A 17,538-nucleotide genomic window follows, 5' to 3' on the forward strand; every position below is an offset into this window, starting at 1 on the left:
TATCCCATCGCTGGAGCGATTCATGGTTACCCGTCGACGTTTTCTGCAAGGGATGGCTGCCTTCACGGCGCTCGGTCAATTCGGTTCCCTCACCGCGATGGCCGAGGGCGTGCAAGAAGGCTTGAAAGCACCCTCATCCGGCGGCGGCACCGCCGGTGAGGGTGTGTTGCGTTACGTCGACGTCTTTGTCGGCACCGGCGGCCACGGTCACACCTACCCGGGTGCGACGCGGCCGTTCGGTATGGTCCAGTTGAGCCCGGACACGTACAACGCACAGTGGGATGGCTCGTCGGGCTATCACCAGGGCGACGGCTCGATCATGGGCTTCTCCCATACGCATCTCTCCGGAACGGGCGCGAGCGACATGCTCGACGTGCTCGTGATGCCCTCCATGGGGCCCGTGCTCCTGCAACCGGGCGATCGCGACTTCGACGGCGTCAACTACGTGTCGCGCTTCGACGCGAAGAAGGAGAGCGGCGACTCGAAGGAAAAGGGGTGGCGCAGCGGCGTCAAGGGCTATCGCTCGCACTACACGGGTGAGCAGGCGCATCCCGGTTATTACCGCGCGAAGCTCACCCGTTTCGACATCCTCGCGGAACTGACCGCTACGTTGCGCGCGGGCATGCATCGCTACACTTTCGGCAAGGACGGCGATGCCCATCTGCTGGTCGATCTCGCCCACGGTTATGCAGACGCGATGGACAAGGCCGCGAACGTCACGGACGCGGAGCTGACCCTGGTCGGAAACGACACCCTCGTGGGGGGGCGGCGCGTGTGGCAGTGGGCCGCGGGTCGCGTGATCTATTTCGCCATGAAGCTGTCGCGTCCGGTGTCGAGCCTCACGTTGTATAGCGACGACAAGCCGCTGCCGAAGGGCAGCACCACCGCCAAGGGCGATCATCTGAAAGCGGCCCTGCATTTCGACCAGGCGTCGCGCGAGCCGCTGCTGGTCAAGGTGGGTATTTCGGGCGTGGACATCGACGGCGCCATGCGCAATCTCGACGGCGAAATGCCGGGCTGGGATTTCGATGGCATCCGTGCCGCGGCCGAAGCCGAGTGGGAGCGCGAGCTGTCGAAGATCCGTATCGACGCCTCGTCGGACAAGATCAAGCGCACCTTCTACAGCTCGCTGTATCACACGATGCTCGCGCCGACGGTGTTCAGCGATATCGACGGTCGATACCGCGGCATGGACAAGGCGGTACACGCGCTTCCCGAAGGTCGGCACAACTACAGCACTTATTCGCTGTGGGACACCTACCGCGCCGAGCATCCGCTGTTGACGCTGTATCAGTCCGAGCGCGTGCCGGACCTGGTGGACGGCATCGTTCGCCTTGCCGTGGAAAGCCCGAGCGGCGCGCCGGTGTGGCCACTGCAGGGCATCGAGACCGTCTGCATGATCGGTTATCACTCCGCTGTGGTCGTCGCCGAGGCGCAGGCCAAGGGATTCACCGGCATCGATTACGCAAAGGCATGGCCGGTGTTCCGTCGTCGCGCAATGCAGGACGATTATTTTGGTCTGACCTACTACCGCAAGCTTGGTTTCATCCCCAGCGACAAGGAAGGCGAGGCGGTCAGCAAGACGCTCGAATACGCCTACGACGACTGGGCCGTGGCACACATGGCCGATGCGCTGGGCCACGCCGAAGACGCCGCGCTATTGCGCAAGCGCTCGCAGAACTACCGCAACGTGTTCGACAAGGACACGCACTTCATGCGCCCGCGCGGGGAAGACGGCACCTGGCTGCAGCCGTTCGATCCCATCGCGATCGGGCACTCCAAGCGCTGGCGCGACTTCACCGAGTCGAATGCGTGGCAGGCCACGTTCCTCAACCAGCACGACGTGTACAACTACATGACGCTGTTCGGCGGCGAGCAGGCGTTCGAGCAGAAACTCGACGCGCTGTTCAATGCCGATCCCACGTTGCCCGACGATGCACCGCCTGACATCGCGGGCATGGTCGGCCAGTACGCGTTCGGCAACGAGCCCGGCCATCACATGCCTTATCTGTATGCGTACACGGGCGCGCATCACAAGACGCAGGCGCGCGTACGCATGCTGCTGGAAACGATGTACCTGCCGGAACCCGACGGCCTCCCCGGCAACGAGGACTGTGGCCAGATGAGCGCGTGGTATGTGATGAGCGCCATGGGCCTGTATGCCGTCGACCCGGTCAGCACGAACTACGTTTTCGGCAGCCCCTTGCTCGATCGGGCCGAGGTACGCGTCGGCGAAGGTCGCACCCTGGTCATCGAGACGAAGGACAACGGGCCGGGCCGGCCGTACATCCAATCGGTGACCTGGAACGGCAAGCCGTGGACGAAAAGCTGGATACCGCACGCCGAGCTGGCCGCAGGTGGCACGCTCGCCTTCGTCATGGGCGACACGCCCAACGAGGCGTTCGGCAAGGCGGTGGCCGACCGGCCCCCATCGTTCGGGTAATCCGAGCGCGGTAGGCGCCATGCCGGCTGCTGCCGAGCTCGTTCACGAGCGGTAGACCGTCATATCGACACTCTGCCCGGGCCGGAAGGGCCGGCCTCGGTCAGGGGATCGTCATGTCGTATGCAGGGCGCATGGTTTTTCGCATGTACCTACCCAGTGTGGTCGCGCTGGCTGGAGGCGCGCTCGCGGCCGCCGCATTGAAGGCGTCCCAGCAGTGGCCCGGGGATCTCGGCATCCTGTCGCTCTATTCCAATCTGCCGTCCTGGACCTTCGCCCTGGCCCTCGCACTGGCGTTGACCATGGCGACGGTACAGACCGTTCGCCTGCGTTTGTGGGATCGCGGCGCCATCGCCGGCTGCTACGTGTGCGGAAGCCTGCTCGCTGCACCGCGCGCGTCGCGTCGCGGTCTCGGCATGACCCGTCGCTGTCTCGGCTGCGGCAAGGTCCACGGCGTCAACCACCATCGGCTCTCGCCGAAGGTCCTGCCGCTGGTGCCGGTCGAGCAAGCCCGACCGGCCACGATCAGGAGCGCACGTTAGTCACCGTGATGCGGTGACCGATGCGTTCGAGTAGCGCGCGCAGCGCTTCGGCATCCTCCACGCTGGCGGCATCGTCGAGCGACAGCCAGAGGGTGTCCCCGGACAGGCCGTGGACCTTTTCGTTGAACTCGATCTCGATGGCTACCTTGCCACCGGGCTGGACCACCGATACGGTGAAATTTCGCTGATGCACGCCCTGGATTCCCTGATGAACTGTCGAATGGACGGTTCATTTTAGCGGGGTACGAGGGAAAGTGCGTGTGGAGGCAGCGAATGGCGAGGGGAACCGGCGTGTGGGAGCCCCCACCCTGGGGCCGAGAAGAACCTAACTGTTGTGGGAGCCGCCATGGCGGCGAGGGGAGTCTGCGGGTGGGAGCCAGCCTGCTGGCGATGGGAGCTTGCCTCACCGCTAAACCGCTTCGTCGGCTTTTCGCCACCAGGGTGGCTCCCACCGGCGCTTTTGGTGGCTCCCCGCCACGGCGCTCAGTCGCCGACGCTGCCCAGTGGCGCCGCCACGTCCTCCAGCGAACGGCGCTCGGCCGCCACGCCCAGCCAGAGCGCCGCTGCGGCGCCCACCAGCATCAACGATGCCCCGAATACGTAGCCCCAACCGATCGCCGCACGCTCGCCTGTACCGATCAGCGTGCCGAACAACCAGGGTCCGGCCACCCCGCCGAGCGCGGTGCCGAAGGCGTAGAACAGGGCGATCGCCAGGGCGCGCAGTTCGAGCGGGAAGCTCTCGCTCACCGTGAGATAGGCGGAGCTGGCCGCCGCGGAAGCGAAGAAGAACACGACGCTCCACGCCACGGTCTGGCTCCGCGCATCGAGATGCCCATGGACGAACAGCCACGCCGTCACGAACAACAACAGGCCCGACGCGGCATACGTGAGGGCGATCATCGGGCGGCGGCCGAGGCTGTCGAAGCGCCTGCCGAGCAGCAGCGGCCCGAGGAAATTGCCCGCGGCGAAGGGCAGCAGGTAGAGCCCCACCTCGGCATCTGCCACGCCGTAGAAACGCCCGAGTACGAGCGCATAGGTAAAGAAGATCGCGTTGTAGAAGAACGCCTGGGTGGCCATGAGCACCAGTCCCAGCAGTGTCCGCCGCGGGTAGGTACGGAGCAGCGTGGTCGCGACGTCCGTCAAGGTGATTCCGCGCGGCCTGAGGCGCAGCCGTTGCAATGGCGTGGCGGGTGGCGCGGCACCGACGCGGCGCTCGATCTCGGCGACCACGGCCTCGGCTTCCCCGACGCGCCCGTGCAGCATCAGCCAGCGAGGGCTCTCGGGAATCCAGCGTCGCAGCACCAGAATGCCCAGGCCAAGCGCGGCGCCGAGCCCAAAGGTGAGCCGCCAGCCCAGTTCCGGCGCCACCCAGCCCGAATCCAGCAAGACGACGGAGCCCAGGGCACCGGCCGCGGCGCCGAGCCAGAAGCTGCCGTTGATGACGAGGTCCGTGTGCCCGCGGTAGCGGGCGGGGATCAACTCCTGGATCGCCGAATTGATCGCGGCATATTCGCCGCCGATGCCGGCTCCGGTAAGCAGACGGAAGATCGCGAAGGTGATGAAGTCGGGCGAGAACGCCGTGGCGGCCGTCGCGGTGAGGTACAGACCCAGGGTGACGGTGAAGAGCTTCTTGCGCCCGAGCCGATCCGTGAGCCAGCCGAAGAACAGCGCACCGACCACCGCCCCGACGAGATAGAGGCTGCCTGCGAGGCCCACCTGCATGTCGCTGAGCCGGAGCACCGGGCTGGACTTGAGTGCGCCAGCGATCGAGCCGGTGATGGTGACTTCCAGCCCGTCGAGCACCCAGGTGATGCCCAGGGCCGTCGCCACCAAGGTATGGAATCGCCCCCAATGCAAGCGGTCGAGGCGCGCGGGGACGTCGGTTTCGACGATGTCGTGGGTGATGCCGGCGGGGGAGTCCATGGGCCGAACGTAGGGGACCTGCCGCTTACGTGCCGTCAACGGGCTCAGCGTGGTGCGCGATAGCCTCCGGCGACGCCCTGCGGGGAAAGCGTGAGCTGCCAGAGCTGGTCTCGGCGGCTGCGGAACACGCCCGCCGAGCAGCCGAGATAGAAGTGCCACATGCGGCGGAATCGCTCGTCGTAGCGCGCCGAGAGACGCGGCCACGCGGCGTCGAAGTTTTCCCGCCAAGCCATCAGCGTGCGGTCGTAGTCCGCGCCGAAGTTGTGCCAGTCCTCCACCACGAACAGGCCCTCGAGCGCACTCGCCACCTGGCTCATCGCAGGGATGACCGAATTGGGAAAGATGTACTTCTCGATCCACGGGTCTGGCCTCCCCGGCGTGCCGTTACTGCCGATGCTGTGCAGTACCGCTAGCCCATCGTCGCGCAGGCAGCGGCGCGCCACCTCGAACCAGGTGCGGTAGTTTTTGCCGCCGACGTGCTCGAACATCCCCACGGAAAGAACGGCATCGAAGGTCTCGTCGAGTTCGCGATAGTCCTGCAACCGGATCTCGATCGGCAGGCCCTCGCACAGCGACCGCGCGTACTCCGCCTGCTCCCGGGAAATGGTGACACCGACGCCGCTCACGCCGTAGCGTTCGGCGGCGAACTTCAACGCCTCGCCCCAGCCACAGCCGATGTCGAGCACGCGCTGACCAGGTTGCAGGCGAAGCTTGCGGCATATGAGGTCGAGCTTGGCCTCCTGCGCAGCGTCGAGCGTGTCTGCCTCAGCCCAATAACCGCACGAGTAAACGAGGCGCTTGCCGAGCATGGCCTCGAACAGGTCGTTGCCGAGGTCGTAGTGCTGGCGGCCCACGTCCCACGCGTGGTCGCCACGCTGCCGGTTGAGGAAGCGTGCCTTCAAGTGTGCGATCAGCGTGTCGAGCGTGCGTAGCGATTCGTCCAGGTGTGACGACAGCACGCGCGTGAAGAAGCCGGGCATGTCGCCCACGTCCCACCAGCCGTCCATATAGGCTTCGCCAAGGCCAAGCGAGCCGTGGGCGAACACGCGTGCGTAGGTGCGGTCATCATGGATGGCGATATCGGTGGGACGACTGCCGCCAAGGGTGACGCCGGCCTGCTCGAGCAGCTCGGCCGCACGTGCCTTGAGAGAAGACGCATCGTGACTCATGAAACGCTCCTTGATCCCCCGGCGCCGCCACAGCGGCGTGCCTAGAAATGCTTGAGGACGCCCCGCGTGATCGTCAAGCCCGCGATCGTCATGAAGATCGAACCGACCAGGTTGAGCGCGACGTGCCCGGCAAACCATGCGTACTGCTGGCGCAACAGCAACGCCGACGCCTCGGCCGAAAACGTGGAGAAGGTGGTCAGGCCGCCGAGAAACCCCGTCGCCACGAATAGGCGCGCTTCCACCGGCAACGCCTGGTAATGGTCGAACACCCCGAGCACCACGCCCATCAGCAGCCCACCTGTGAGGTTGGCGGCCAGCGTGCCGAGCGGGACGGTCGGGAACAGCGGGTTGAAGGCGAGCGCGAGCCACCAGCGCAACCAGCAGCCGAGCATGCCGCCGACGCCGACGGCCAGGAATCCGGTATAGCTCACGTCAACCCCGCGGAGTATCGATGGCGCGATTATGAGCCCTGGTCCGCTCCACGCATACTGCACACGGGGCGGATAGCCGGTTCGTTATACTTTGCGACGCCTCCTTGCGGCTTGTCCGATCCATGCCTTCCGCGACCCGCGACCCGCGTCGCCATCTCCCGCTCCTGCTCGCGGCCCTGACGATGATCGGGCCGTTTTCGATCGACGCCATTTTCCCGGGCTTTCCGGACATCGGGCGCGAGTTCGCCGTGAGCGACGTGGCCTTGCAGCAGCTCTTGAGCGTGTATCTGCTCGCTTACGCGGGCATGAGCCTGTTTCACGGGGCGCTGGCGGATGCCTATGGACGCAAGCCGGTGATCATCATTGCCATGGCCGTCTATACGGTTGCCTCGGTGGGTGCGGCCATGGCGCCAGACTTTGCCTTCCTGCTCGGTTGCCGCGTGCTGCAGGGCATGTCGGGCGGTGCCGGCATCGTGGTGGGCCGCGCCGTGGTGCGCGACACGATGCATGGCGAGGAAGCCCAGCGCATGATGTCCAAGGTGATGATGATCTTTGGCATCGCCCCGGCCATCGCCCCGATCGTGGGTGCCTGGTTGCTCGGTATCGATGGATGGCGCGGCATCTTCTGGGCGCTCTCGGGGTTCACGCTATCCCTCACATTCGCGGTGGCGTGGTTCCTCGTGGAGTCCCACCCGGTAGACCGGCGCAGCGTGTTCCGCCCGCGTCCGCTGTTGGCGGGCTACCTGCGTATCGGGCGAGATCTGCCGTTCTGGCCTCTGGCCCTGGCAAGCTCGATCAATTTCGCTGGGCTGTTTCTCTATATTGCTTCGGCCCCGCACCTCATTCGTGACCTGCTGCACCTCGGTCCGGATGGCTTCCCCTGGCTGTTCGTGCCGGTGGTGACCGGCATGGTCTCGGGTGCGTTCATCTCCGGTCGCCTTGCGGGGCGGGTGAGTGCGTCGAAGACGGTCGCCTGGGGCTATGCGGCGATGCTGTCGTCGTGCGTGCTGAATCTGATTCTCGCCGTATCGATGGATACACCGCGCGTGCCCTGGTCGACGCTGCCGCTGATCCTCTACGGCTGCGGCGTGCAGTTGGCGTTTCCCACGCTCACGCTGCTGTTGCTCGACCGCTTTCCGGACCAGCGCGGTGGTGTGTCGTCGGTGCAGGCGTTCGGCAGTCTGCTCGTCACCGCTATGGTCGCTGGCGTACTTTCGCCAGCCTTGTCCGAGAGCATGCTCACACTTGCCTTCGGCGCGACGGGGATGTGTTCGATCGGTCTCGTCGGCTGGATCTGGTATGCCCAACTCCAACGACAGCGGCTGGCCGTTGCGTCACCGGGGGACGCCGCGCGCACTGACGCATAGCCGCATCGAAGGCAAGCGCCACGCATATCCTGCGTGTAAACCGTATGCCACTGATTCGCAGGCAATAACTGCATTTGCTTTGCGCGGCAGAATTGGCCAGCATCGAATCCGCGCCCTGTCGACGGGCACCGTGGACATTCAATCTCGGAAAGGATTCCGATCATGAAAGCTCTCGTTCTCCGCGTTGTTTCGCTCGTTTCGTTGGTCGTGGCCAGTTGCGCCGCGATTCCGGCGCCATACCATGCGACGGTTTCTTCCGTCGCCGTCGAGCCAGAGCGGAGCCCGGTTGCCTACTCACCTGACGCCGCCCTCGCCGAGTTGAACAAGTGGTATTCCAACACGACTGCCAATTGCGGCAGTGCGACCAGGCCAGCCTTCCTTTGCAGTGGCGTGCTGATGCGACAGGTCGAAACCAGCGACGCCTACCTTTCCTGGGATCCGAGCTCCAACGCCATCGCCAAAGGGGGGATCTCGTTCTCTTGGATTCGGGCGGACAGCAACTTTCCGACATTCTGGAAGCCAAACGGGTTCATTTTTTACCCGGACTTCGAGATTCCCAGCGGAAAGTTTCACCCAGCGATTCTTTGCGCATTTCCATTCGACGGTAACTCCTGGGAGCGCACGGAAAACGGATGCGGCCAGCATCGGGCAGACTCGCGGAGCCGCCCCTGCGACGTATTGGGCATCACCACAGCCACCGCATGGATCGACAATTACTACATGCCGGGCGCGGGCGGCAACATCCATGCGCATCAATGCGGATGGAACGTTCGCGAGGGGCAACCGACAACGGCCGATCGGTTCCAACAGAATATCCTGGCGCGCGCGAATCTGAAGGTGAGCGAGTGGAATTACTGGAACGAGTTGGTGTTGGGCACGTGGCGTGCGGGCACGGGCGGAACCCTTCCCATTCACTCGTTTTTCTACAAGAACGGCGACGCTCAGGCGCTGACAAAAGCACGTAGCGATCAAACACGGTATTTCAACCTCTACGGGCTGGGGCTGCCGATTTTCCGAGTCACCTTGCCGACGGAGAGCACGGGCAGGGCACAATTCTCGTATGTGGCGGCCGATCAGGCTGTCACGCCAACACGCCAGTGAAGCGTACCGAGTGGACTATGCGAGGCCCCTGGCTTGAAGAAAAGCACGCGCTTCGGCGGCGTCCTGCTCGAACCACGCCCGCGTTGAGCCAAGACGGTAGGTGTAACCCCAGCGGTCCATGTCTTCCATGACGCGCGCCGAGCCGACGCCGGGCAACTGTTCGGCCAGCACGATCTGCAGATAGCAGGTGGCGTCCTCTTCCTCGATGGAATCGGTGGCGTCGGTATGCACGAGGGCGCGCTTGTCGTCGGGAAGCACGATGAGGTGGCAAGCTTCGTGGAGCAGGGAATGCACGGGTGTGTCTGCGCGCGCATAGACCGTGCTGCCAATGATGCCGGCTTCGCTTTCGCCCCAGAAACTGCCCGGTATGTCGCGGCCGTCGGCAACGGCTACCAGGGTCAGGCCGTAACGGGCGAGCAGGGCACGCGGTTCGTCGAAACCGATCTCGCCGACGCGGAGGACGCCGTCGGCGGGATCGTTGCCCGGAGCCATGTCGGCGCCGGTGATTACGTTGACCATGACCGTGTCAGGGGGTCTGCGTGATGGCCTTGCCCTCGGGCAGGGCGACGGAAAGCTCCAGCACCTCGTGGCCGCTGTCGCGTTCGAGGTTGATGTTCACCGCCTCGACGTCGACGTTCACGTATTTGCGGATGACTTCCAGCAGCTCGTTGCGCAGCAGCGGCAGGTAGTCCGGGCCGCCACGCGTCGAACGCTCCTGGGCCACGATGATGCGCAGGCGTTCCTTGGCTACGCCGGCGCTTGGCTCCGGCTTGCGCTTCAGGAAATCGAGGATACCCATGCTCAACCTCCGAACACGCGCTTGAGGAAGCCCTTCTTGACCGGCTCAAGGAAGCGAAGCGGACGCTCTTCGCCAAGAATGCGGGCGACGGTGTCCTTGTAGGCGGCACCGGCGTTGGAGTTGTCGTCGAGGATCACCGGCACGCCCGCGTTGGACGCGGCGAGCACGTTTTCCGATTCCGGGATCACGCCAACGACCGAGATGCCGAGGATGTCCTCGACGTCCTTTACGCTGAGCATCTCGCCGGCTTCGACGCGATTGGGGTTGTAGCGCGTAAGCAGGAGGTGCTGCTTGATCGGCGTTTCGCCCTTCTCCGCGCGGCGGGTCTTGCTGGCGAGCAGGCCGAGGATGCGATCCGAGTCGCGGACGGACGAAACCTCGGGGTTGACCACGACAACGGCATGGTCGGCGAAATACATCGCCAGGTGCGCGCCCTTTTCGATACCGGCAGGGGAGTCGCATACCACGAAGTCGAAGTTCTCCTTCGCCAGTTCGTCGAGCACCTTCTCGACGCCTTCCTGGGTCAGGGCATCCTTGTCGCGGGTCTGCGACGCGGCCAGGACGTAGAGCGTGTCGTAGCGCTTGTCCTTGATCAGTGCCTGCTTGAGCGTGGCCTCGCCGTGCACGACGTTGACGAAGTCGTAAACCACGCGGCGCTCGCAGCCCATGATGAGGTCGAGGTTGCGCAGGCCGACGTCGAAGTCGATGACGGCGACTTTCTTGCCCTGCATGGCGAGACCGGTAGCGAGCGAGGCGCTGGTGGTGGTCTTGCCGACTCCGCCTTTGCCGGAGGTGACGACGATAATTTCTGTCAAGGGATGTCTCCGAGTATTTCTAGCGGTGCGGCTGCGATTACAGCCGCGCGATCATGAGTTTTCCACTGTCGAGCCAGCATTGCACCGACTGGCCCTCGAATTCCTTGGGGATATCTTCGAACACGCGATAGTGCCCCGCGATGGCGACCAGCTCGGCGCGGAAGTCCGAACAGAAGATGCGTGCCGTCTCGTCGCCCTGCGCGCCCGCCATGGCACGGCCGCGCAGGCTGCCGTAGATGTGGATGGAGCCGTCCGCGATCACTTCGGCGCCGTTGGCGACACCGGCGGTGACGACGAGGTCGCGATCGCGCGCATAGACCTGCTGGCCCGAGCGCACGGTGCTGCCGCTGTGATGCTGCGCGGTGGACGACGCGGCGGCATCGGTGTCGTGGGTCGGAGCGGCGGCGCGCGCCGGCTCGGGCGTGCGTGCCGCCGCCGGTACCGCCGGCGTAGCCGCTGCCGCCTCGCCCTGTGCCGGCTCGTACTGCGCGCGGAACTTCGCGATCAGCGGCAGACCCATGCGCTCGGCGAGCGCCTCGGTCTCGCTGGTGCCGTAGGCGAGGCCGACCGGCAGCATGCCTGCACTGCGGATGGCTTCGAGCAGGGCGTCGACCATGCCATCGTCGGGAAGCTTCGGCAGGTGCGACAGGTCGAGCACCACGGCGGCGCGCGCGAACATCTGCGGCGCCGAGCGCACGCGGCGCTCCAGTTCCTCGACCAGTGCCGCTGCATCCACGCGACGAAGGCGCACGCAGGCGATACCGACCTGGCCAAAGCGGAGGTCGCAGGCGGCTTCGAGGGATTCGGCGCGGGCGTTCATGCGGCGACTCCGTGGTCATCGATAGGGCGGCGGCGCTCGGCGAGCCAATCCACCTTGGGCAGGCCATCACCTTCCAGATAGCGTTCGCGCACGAAAGGGAAGCTCGGCAACTCGCGGGCGAGCAGGCTCACCTGCGGGCCCGCGGCCCCCATCCTCTGCTGGCCCACTTCCTGGAAGCCCATGGTGCCGTGGAACAGCACCGTCTGGTCGTTGCGGGGTTCGAGGAACACCTCGCAGGTCAAAAGCGGCACGCGTACCTCTGCATAGCTCTGTACATCGCAATAGAAGATTCGACCCAGGCCGTGGCCGCGCGATTCCGACGCGATCACGATGCGGTCGATATACACGAAGCTTTCGTAATGCGCCTGGAACCAGCGGAAATTGGGGCTGGCGTAATCCGCGTCGGGACGCATTGCGATAAGAAACCCGAGGATGCGACCGTCCTGCTCGGCGACACGGAAATAATGGGCGATCTCGTAAAGATGGCGCAGCCGGTCGATGTCCGTGGCGAGGATGCCGGTGCCTGCCTCGTTATTGAGTGCCAGCACGGCATCCAGGTCGTGCTCGCGCACGTCGCGGATGGCAAGGGCCATTCGTTGCTCCGCATGTGTGTTCGTGGATGGCGACCCCCGGGTCGCCGAATACGCGGCATTATGGCACGCCCGGGCCCTGCCGGGGGAGCGCGGACGGTTGTAAAACCGTTGTAAAGCGAAGGTTTGCCGCGTTGGCGCACGTGACTTCAGTCAGGTGGTGCGCGACGCCCGAAGCCCTATGATGCGGACATGTCCAAGGTCCAGTTCAATCACGTTCGCCTGCTTCGCTACGCGACGTACTTCGTGTTCCTGTGCGCGGGCCTGCCGCTGTCGATGCAGCGCGCCGGCAGCGGGCCGGGCGCGATCGGCGACATGGCCCTGCTGGCCTGGACCGCCTGCTACCTCGTGTTCGGCCTGGTGCACTGGCTGCTGACCAACCAGCTCGGTGCCCGCCTGAACGGCGCTACCCGCGTGGCAGTGCTGGTGATCCTCACCGGCACCGCGCTCGCCATCGGTGTGCTGAGCAAGAGCGGCGTGGGCGCGCTGCTGCTCATCATCGTCGCCACCGTCGTTCCCTGGCTGGTGAGCCTGCCGCTGGGCATCGCCTGGATGGTGGTGGCACACGTGGCGCTGGTACCGGTCTTTGCGGAGGTGCCGGGCTGGGGCGTGATCAGTGCGCTGATGCAGGCTTGCCTTTACTTCGGCTTCTCGGCGCTGGTCTTCATCGCTTCCATGGTAGCGAGCCAGCAGGCGGAGGAGCGCGAGGAACTTCGCCGGCTCAATTCCGAGCTGCGTGCGACCCGCGCGCTCCTGGCCGAGTCCACCCGCATTGCCGAGCGGATGCGCATCGCGCGCGACCTGCACGATCTCGTCGGCCACCATCTGACGGCGCTCAGCCTGAACCTGGAAGTCGCCAGCCACCTGACCAACGATACGGCCCGCGAACACGTGCTCAAGGCACAGAGCACCGCCAAGCAGTTGCTGGCGGACGTGCGCGAGGTGGTGAGCGAGTTGCGCCAGGACGATGCGATCGACCTCACCCAAGCCCTGCGCAGCCTGACCGAGGGCGTGCCCGGGCTGGACGTACGGCTCACCATTCCGCCGCGTTTCGGCGTGGAAGACCCGCGTCGCGCGCAGATGCTGCTGCGCTGCGTGCAGGAAATCCTGACCAATACCGTGCGCCATGCCAATGCCCGCCATCTGTGGCTGACCTTCCGCCACACCGGGCCCGACGAACTCTGCCTCGACGCGCGCGACGACGGCCGTGGCAGTGGCAACGGCGAGTTCCGCCCGGGCAACGGCCTCAACGGCATGCGTGAGCGTCTCGCTGAATTCGGAGGCACCGTGGCGTTCCGCACCGATGCCTCCGGCGGCTTCGCGCTCACGGCGCGATTGCCGCTGGGCGAAGAGCCCTCGCTCGCCCACGCGCCCCCGCGGCAGGTGCTCGATCCCGGCCTCGGCGACGAGCCCGAAACGCTGCCGCGTGCCAAACTCTCCGTTCCTTCCGAGGATCTTCCATGATCTCCGTCTGCCTCGTTGACGATCAGAACCTGGTTCGCCAGGGCATCCGCTCCCTGCTCGACCTCGCCGGCGACATCCGTGTCGTCGCGGAATGCGCCGATGGCGCGCAAGCGGTGCAGACGATTCCCCAGATACGGCCTGACGTGGTCCTGCTGGACCTGCGCATGCCCAACATGAGCGGCCTGGAGGTGCTCCAGGCTCTCGGTGGCCGCAACGAGCTTCCGCCGACGATCATCCTGACCACGTTCGACGACGACCAACTGGTGCTCTCGGGCCTCAAGGCCGGCGCACGGGGCTACCTGCTGAAGGACGTCTCGCTCGATCAACTGGTCGAAGCGGTACGTACCGTGGCCGCGGGCGGTTCGCTGGTTGCGCCGATGGTGACCCAGCGCCTGCTGGCGGGGGTGGGGCGTATCCAGAACCAGTTCTCCAGCCTCGAGCAGCCCGATCCCCTCACGGAGCGTGAGACGGAGATTCTGCGTCTGCTCTCCGGCGGTTACAGCAACAAGGAGATCGCCAATTCCCTTCGCGTTGCCGAGGGCACGGTGAAGAACCACGTCTCCAACATCCTTTCCAAGCTCGGGGTTCGCGATCGCACCCGCGCCGTCTTGAAGGCCCTGGAACTGGGCATCGTCTAGCTGAGGAACGTGGGGGAAGGGTGACCCGAACCTGACCAGGGGTGTGGGCGGGGCTACTCCGGCCGAAAATCCGCTTGTGCGAGCTAGAAAAAAAGGGCAGGCGACCCAATGGCGTTCCCCGCCGCGAGCAAGTACCATCGGCTCTTTCGGCGCGGGCGAACCCCTGCCACGGGCCGATCCATCAGGGGTGACCGCTGGGCGTCCATGGCCTTGCGTGGAGCCTGTTCGTAAGACGTTCGGAGATCCGTGGAATGACGCGTCTGTTAGAATTTATCGTCGCCCTAGTCATCGTCGCCGTGCTCGGTGTCGTGGTCGGCGTGGCCATGCCCTCGACCGGACATGTCGAGCGCGAAATGCTGATCAGCAAGGATCTGCGTCAGGTTTACGACGTTTTCAGCAACTTCCGCCGCTTCCCTGACTACACCGTGTTGCGGTCGTTCGACCCGAAGGTGCAGTTCGAGCTGTCCGGCAAGGCCTATGGCCCGGGCGCCAAGATTTCCTGGAAGGCCTCCGACCCGAAGGTGGGCGATGGCTCGCTGGAAATCGCCTCGATCGATCCGGGCTTCGCCCAGATCTCCGATGCCGGCAAGGGCACCATCGTCTGGAACCTCGACAACGGCTGGCGTGGCGAGGACAAGAAGTTCACGATCAAGCTCGAGCGCACTGGCCGTAGCCAGAAGCTCGTCAAGGTCAACTGGGCCTACGACGTGTCGTACGGCTTCAACCTGATCAACCGCTTCTCGAACCTCTACATCCATGGCGATCCTGACGCGCTGATCCAGTTCAGCCTGTCCAATCTCCAGAACCTGATGGCGTCGATTCCCAACATCGACTACAGCAAGATGGTTCCGGAAATCGTCGATCAGCCGGCCAAGCCGATCCTGTTCGTCTCGACCACGGCCCCGCGCACGCTGGACGACGTCGACACCGCCTCGGACAAGGCCATGGCCGAGATCCAGGCCGCGGCGAAGAAGCTGGGCGTGAACATCGTCAGCCCGCGCATCACGTTCACCACGAACTGGGGTGACCAGAATTACACCTTCGACGTGGCCGCCGAGATCGATTCGACCACGCTGAAGATCAATGGTCAGGACGTCGAAGTCACGGCCGCCCAGCGTCCGGCACTCGATACCGCGGCACCTGCCGAGGCCTCGACTGCCGCCGCGCCTGGCGCCCCTGCCGATGCCGCCACTCCGGGCAGCAAGGACAAGCTCGGTCGCGTGATCGTCGATGGCAACGTCAAGGCCGTGCTCGCGTTCGGTGGCAAGGCGCTCAAGACGGAGTGGAACGGCACCGGTGCCGGCCTCCCGCAGACCCGCCAGATGCTCGCTGCCTACTCGCAGACCCACGGCTACAAGTACGACGACGTGACCTACCGCGCCTACGACATCCAGGTGAAGGCGCCGGTGAACAACAAGGGCACGATCGAGGGCTACGACGAACAGAAGTTCGAGATCTACCTGCCGCTGCAGGGCGACAACCTGCCGTCGCAGACGCCCGAGCAGGAAGCCGGCATGAAGCAGCCGGGCCTCGAAGACGCGGCTCCGGCCGGTGCGTCCTCGGCTCCGGCCCCGGCGGGTACCGCCCCGGCTCCGGCCAGCACCGCCGCAGCGCAGTAACTCGCGCCCTGAGGCATCGAAAACCCCGCCGTGAAAACGGCGGGGTTTTTTGTTGCCTGATGAAACGCGCCCGCAAAAACCTTCGCAGCACCATCGCACGTCAGCGCGCGCAACCCATTCCCCAGCCACGCGCAACCGCTACACTGGCGGCGATGATCGAAGCCGACCGACTTACTCGCTGCTATGGGCCGCTCACCGCGGTCGATTCGCTCAGCCTTCGTGCCGAACCCGGGCAGGTGCTCGGACTGCTCGGTCCCAATGGCGCGGGCAAGTCCACCGCCATGCGTATGATCGCGGGATTCCTCACGCCCACGTCCGGTACCGCGCGCGTCTGCGGTCACGACGTGCGCAAGGAGCCGCTCGCCGCGAAGCGCGCGCTCGGGTACCTGCCCGAAGGGGCCCCCAGCTACGGCGAAATGACGATCCGCGAGTTTCTCGTCTTCATGATCCGCGTACGTGGTCTGGAGCGCGACATCGCCTATCGCCGCTTCGACGAGGTGGTCACGCGGCTGGAACTGGACGATATGCTGGATCAGACGATCGGCACGCTGTCCAAGGGCCTTCGTCGCCGCGTCGGCCTTGCTCAGGCGATCCTGCACGATCCGCCGGTGCTCATGCTCGACGAACCGACCGACGGCCTCGATCCGAACCAGAAGCATTCGGTACGCATGCTCATCGATGCGATGGCGCGCGAGCGCACTATCCTTATTTCGACGCATCTGCTCGAAGAGGTCCACGCCCTGTGCAACCGCGTCGCCATCATCGCCAAGGGGCAATTGCTCGCCGATGCGACGCCCGCGGAACTGGAAGCGCGTTCGCGTTACCACGGCGCGGTCTCGTTCAGTGCACCCGGTAGTGGCGTGTCGCGCGAGATGCTGGCACGCATACCCAATGTGTCGATGGTCGAGGTCGATCCGCTGGACGGCCGGGTGACGGTGTTCCCGCGCGCAGGCCAACCGATTCTCGACGAGGTGCAGGCACTTTTGCGCACGCAGAACCTCGAAGTCTCTGAGATCCAACTGGAACGCGGTCGCCTCGACGAAGTGTTCCGGCAGATCACCACACAGCCGCGCGAGGTGCGCGCATGAACGCCGCACTCGCCATCGCACGCCGCGAGCTGTGGAGCTACTTCGTCACACCGGTGGCGTACGTGTTCATGGTGATCTTCCTGGTTCTTGCCGGGCTGCTCACTTTCTACACAGGCGACTTCTACGATCGCGGTCTGGCCGACCTGCAACCGTTCTTCGACATGCACCCCTGGCTCTACCTCGTGCTGGTGCCGGCGGTCACGATGTCGACCTGGGCGGAAGAGCGCGCCTCGGGCAGCCTCGAATTGCTCTTCTCGCTGCCGGTGACGATCTCGCAGGCCGTGCTAGGCAAGTTCCTCGCCGCATGGGGCTTCATCGGCATCTGCCTCCTGCTCACCTTTCCGATCTGGATCACCGTCAACTACCTCGGCGATCCCGACAACGGCGTGGTACTCGCGGGCTACGTGGGTAGCTGGCTCATGGCGGGTGCGTTCATCGCGATCGGTACCTGCATGTCCACGAGTACGCGCAGCCAGATCATCGCCTTCATCCTCACGGCGGCGGTGTGCTTTCTGTTGCTGCTCATCGGCCAGCCGCAGGTCATCGACTTCTTCCAGGATTCGCTTCCGCCGAAGTTGCTCGGCGCCATGGGGCAGTTGAGCATCGCGCGACATGCCAACGCCATCGCGCGCGGGGTGCTCGACCTGCGCGACCTCGTCTACTTCTTCGCCACGATCGTCGCCTGGCTGGCGGCGAGTGTGGTCATGCTCGACCTGAAGCGGACGCGTTGAC

General features: G+C 65.1%; 18 protein-coding genes. 9 read left to right on the top strand and 9 right to left on the bottom strand.

The window, feature by feature from the left end:
- Window positions 1-22: 22 nt before the first annotated feature.
- Window positions 23-2,443, top strand: a complete 2,421-nt coding sequence (locus IM816_RS03580; protein ID WP_250339830.1) for a GH92 family glycosyl hydrolase — start codon at window positions 23-25, stop codon at window positions 2,441-2,443.
- A 143-nt stretch (window positions 2,444-2,586) separates the two neighbouring features.
- The gene (locus IM816_RS03585) at window positions 2,587-2,982 is read left to right on the top strand and encodes a hypothetical protein (protein ID WP_250339831.1); all 396 of its coding nucleotides are present in this window, start codon (window positions 2,587-2,589) and stop codon (window positions 2,980-2,982) included.
- Here IM816_RS03585 and IM816_RS03590 read toward each other — a convergent pair.
- The 4 genes from IM816_RS03590 to crcB form a co-directional block, all read right to left on the bottom strand.
- A complete protein-coding gene (locus IM816_RS03590) occupies window positions 2,966-3,175 on the bottom strand; it encodes a hypothetical protein (RefSeq protein ID WP_250339832.1) in 210 nt (69 codons plus the stop codon). The genes IM816_RS03585 and IM816_RS03590 overlap by 17 nt on opposite strands.
- A 290-nt stretch (window positions 3,176-3,465) precedes the next feature.
- Window positions 3,466-4,905, bottom strand: a complete 1,440-nt coding sequence (locus IM816_RS03595; protein WP_250339833.1) for an MFS transporter — start codon at window positions 4,903-4,905, stop codon at window positions 3,466-3,468.
- Window positions 4,906-4,949: 44 nt separating this feature from the next.
- Window positions 4,950-6,074, bottom strand: coding sequence for a cyclopropane fatty acyl phospholipid synthase (gene cfa / locus IM816_RS03600; protein ID WP_250339834.1), 1,125 nt, complete (start codon window positions 6,072-6,074; stop codon window positions 4,950-4,952).
- A 41-nt stretch (window positions 6,075-6,115) separates the two neighbouring features.
- Entirely contained in the window at window positions 6,116-6,505 is a 390-nt protein-coding gene (crcB, locus tag IM816_RS03605; RefSeq protein WP_072322745.1) for a fluoride efflux transporter CrcB, read from the bottom strand.
- Window positions 6,506-6,627: 122 nt separating this feature from the next.
- Here crcB and IM816_RS03610 point away from each other — a divergent pair, with 122 nt between their 5' ends.
- Window positions 6,628-7,872, top strand: coding sequence for a multidrug effflux MFS transporter (locus IM816_RS03610; protein ID WP_250339835.1), 1,245 nt, complete (start codon window positions 6,628-6,630; stop codon window positions 7,870-7,872).
- A gap of 162 nt (window positions 7,873-8,034) precedes the next feature.
- A complete protein-coding gene (locus tag IM816_RS03615; protein WP_250339836.1) occupies window positions 8,035-8,973 on the top strand; it encodes a hypothetical protein in 939 nt (312 codons plus the stop codon).
- Window positions 8,974-8,988: 15 nt separating this feature from the next.
- On the opposite strand, the gene IM816_RS03620 is transcribed toward IM816_RS03615, so the two are convergent.
- From IM816_RS03620 to IM816_RS03640, 5 genes are read right to left on the bottom strand one after another with little or no spacing between them, the layout of a single operon-like run.
- A complete protein-coding gene (locus IM816_RS03620) occupies window positions 8,989-9,492 on the bottom strand; it encodes a hypothetical protein (RefSeq protein ID WP_250339837.1) in 504 nt (167 codons plus the stop codon).
- 7 nt (window positions 9,493-9,499) lie between these two features.
- Window positions 9,500-9,772 carry a cell division topological specificity factor MinE gene (gene minE, locus IM816_RS03625; protein ID WP_250339838.1) on the bottom strand — a complete coding sequence of 91 codons (273 nt, stop codon included), beginning with the start codon at window positions 9,770-9,772 and terminating at the stop codon, window positions 9,500-9,502.
- Window positions 9,773-9,774: 2 nt separating this feature from the next.
- The gene (minD, locus tag IM816_RS03630; protein ID WP_250339839.1) at window positions 9,775-10,587 is read right to left on the bottom strand and encodes a septum site-determining protein MinD; all 813 of its coding nucleotides are present in this window, start codon (window positions 10,585-10,587) and stop codon (window positions 9,775-9,777) included.
- Window positions 10,588-10,624: 37 nt separating this feature from the next.
- Window positions 10,625-11,407 carry a septum site-determining protein MinC gene (gene minC, locus IM816_RS03635; protein ID WP_072322750.1) on the bottom strand — a complete coding sequence of 261 codons (783 nt, stop codon included), beginning with the start codon at window positions 11,405-11,407 and terminating at the stop codon, window positions 10,625-10,627.
- Window positions 11,404-12,000 carry a GNAT family N-acetyltransferase gene (locus tag IM816_RS03640; RefSeq protein WP_072322751.1) on the bottom strand — a complete coding sequence of 199 codons (597 nt, stop codon included), beginning with the start codon at window positions 11,998-12,000 and terminating at the stop codon, window positions 11,404-11,406. The genes minC and IM816_RS03640 overlap by 4 nt, the downstream gene beginning before the upstream one ends.
- A 189-nt stretch (window positions 12,001-12,189) precedes the next feature.
- On the opposite strand from IM816_RS03640, the gene IM816_RS03645 reads away from it, so the two are divergent.
- From IM816_RS03645 to IM816_RS03665, 5 genes are all read left to right on the top strand, one after another.
- On the top strand, window positions 12,190-13,461 hold the full coding sequence (locus IM816_RS03645) for a sensor histidine kinase (RefSeq protein ID WP_072322752.1): 1,272 nt from the start codon (window positions 12,190-12,192) through the stop codon (window positions 13,459-13,461).
- On the top strand, window positions 13,458-14,099 hold the full coding sequence (locus IM816_RS03650; RefSeq protein WP_072322753.1) for a response regulator: 642 nt from the start codon (window positions 13,458-13,460) through the stop codon (window positions 14,097-14,099). Before IM816_RS03645 ends, IM816_RS03650 begins: the two co-directional genes overlap by 4 nt.
- A 251-nt stretch (window positions 14,100-14,350) precedes the next feature.
- Window positions 14,351-15,718 (top strand): SRPBCC family protein, encoded by a 1,368-nt coding sequence (locus IM816_RS03655; RefSeq protein WP_250339840.1) that lies wholly within the window; start codon window positions 14,351-14,353, stop codon window positions 15,716-15,718.
- Between the two features lie 152 nt (window positions 15,719-15,870).
- On the top strand, window positions 15,871-16,806 hold the full coding sequence (locus IM816_RS03660) for an ABC transporter ATP-binding protein (protein WP_072323179.1): 936 nt from the start codon (window positions 15,871-15,873) through the stop codon (window positions 16,804-16,806).
- A complete protein-coding gene (locus IM816_RS03665) occupies window positions 16,803-17,537 on the top strand; it encodes an ABC-2 transporter permease (RefSeq protein ID WP_250339841.1) in 735 nt (244 codons plus the stop codon). The genes IM816_RS03660 and IM816_RS03665 overlap by 4 nt, the downstream gene beginning before the upstream one ends.
- Window position 17,538 lies beyond the last annotated feature (1 nt).

Origin of the sequence: Luteibacter flocculans (assembly GCF_023612255.1) — a bacterium.
Taxonomy (GTDB): Bacteria; Pseudomonadota; Gammaproteobacteria; order Xanthomonadales; family Rhodanobacteraceae; genus Luteibacter; species Luteibacter flocculans.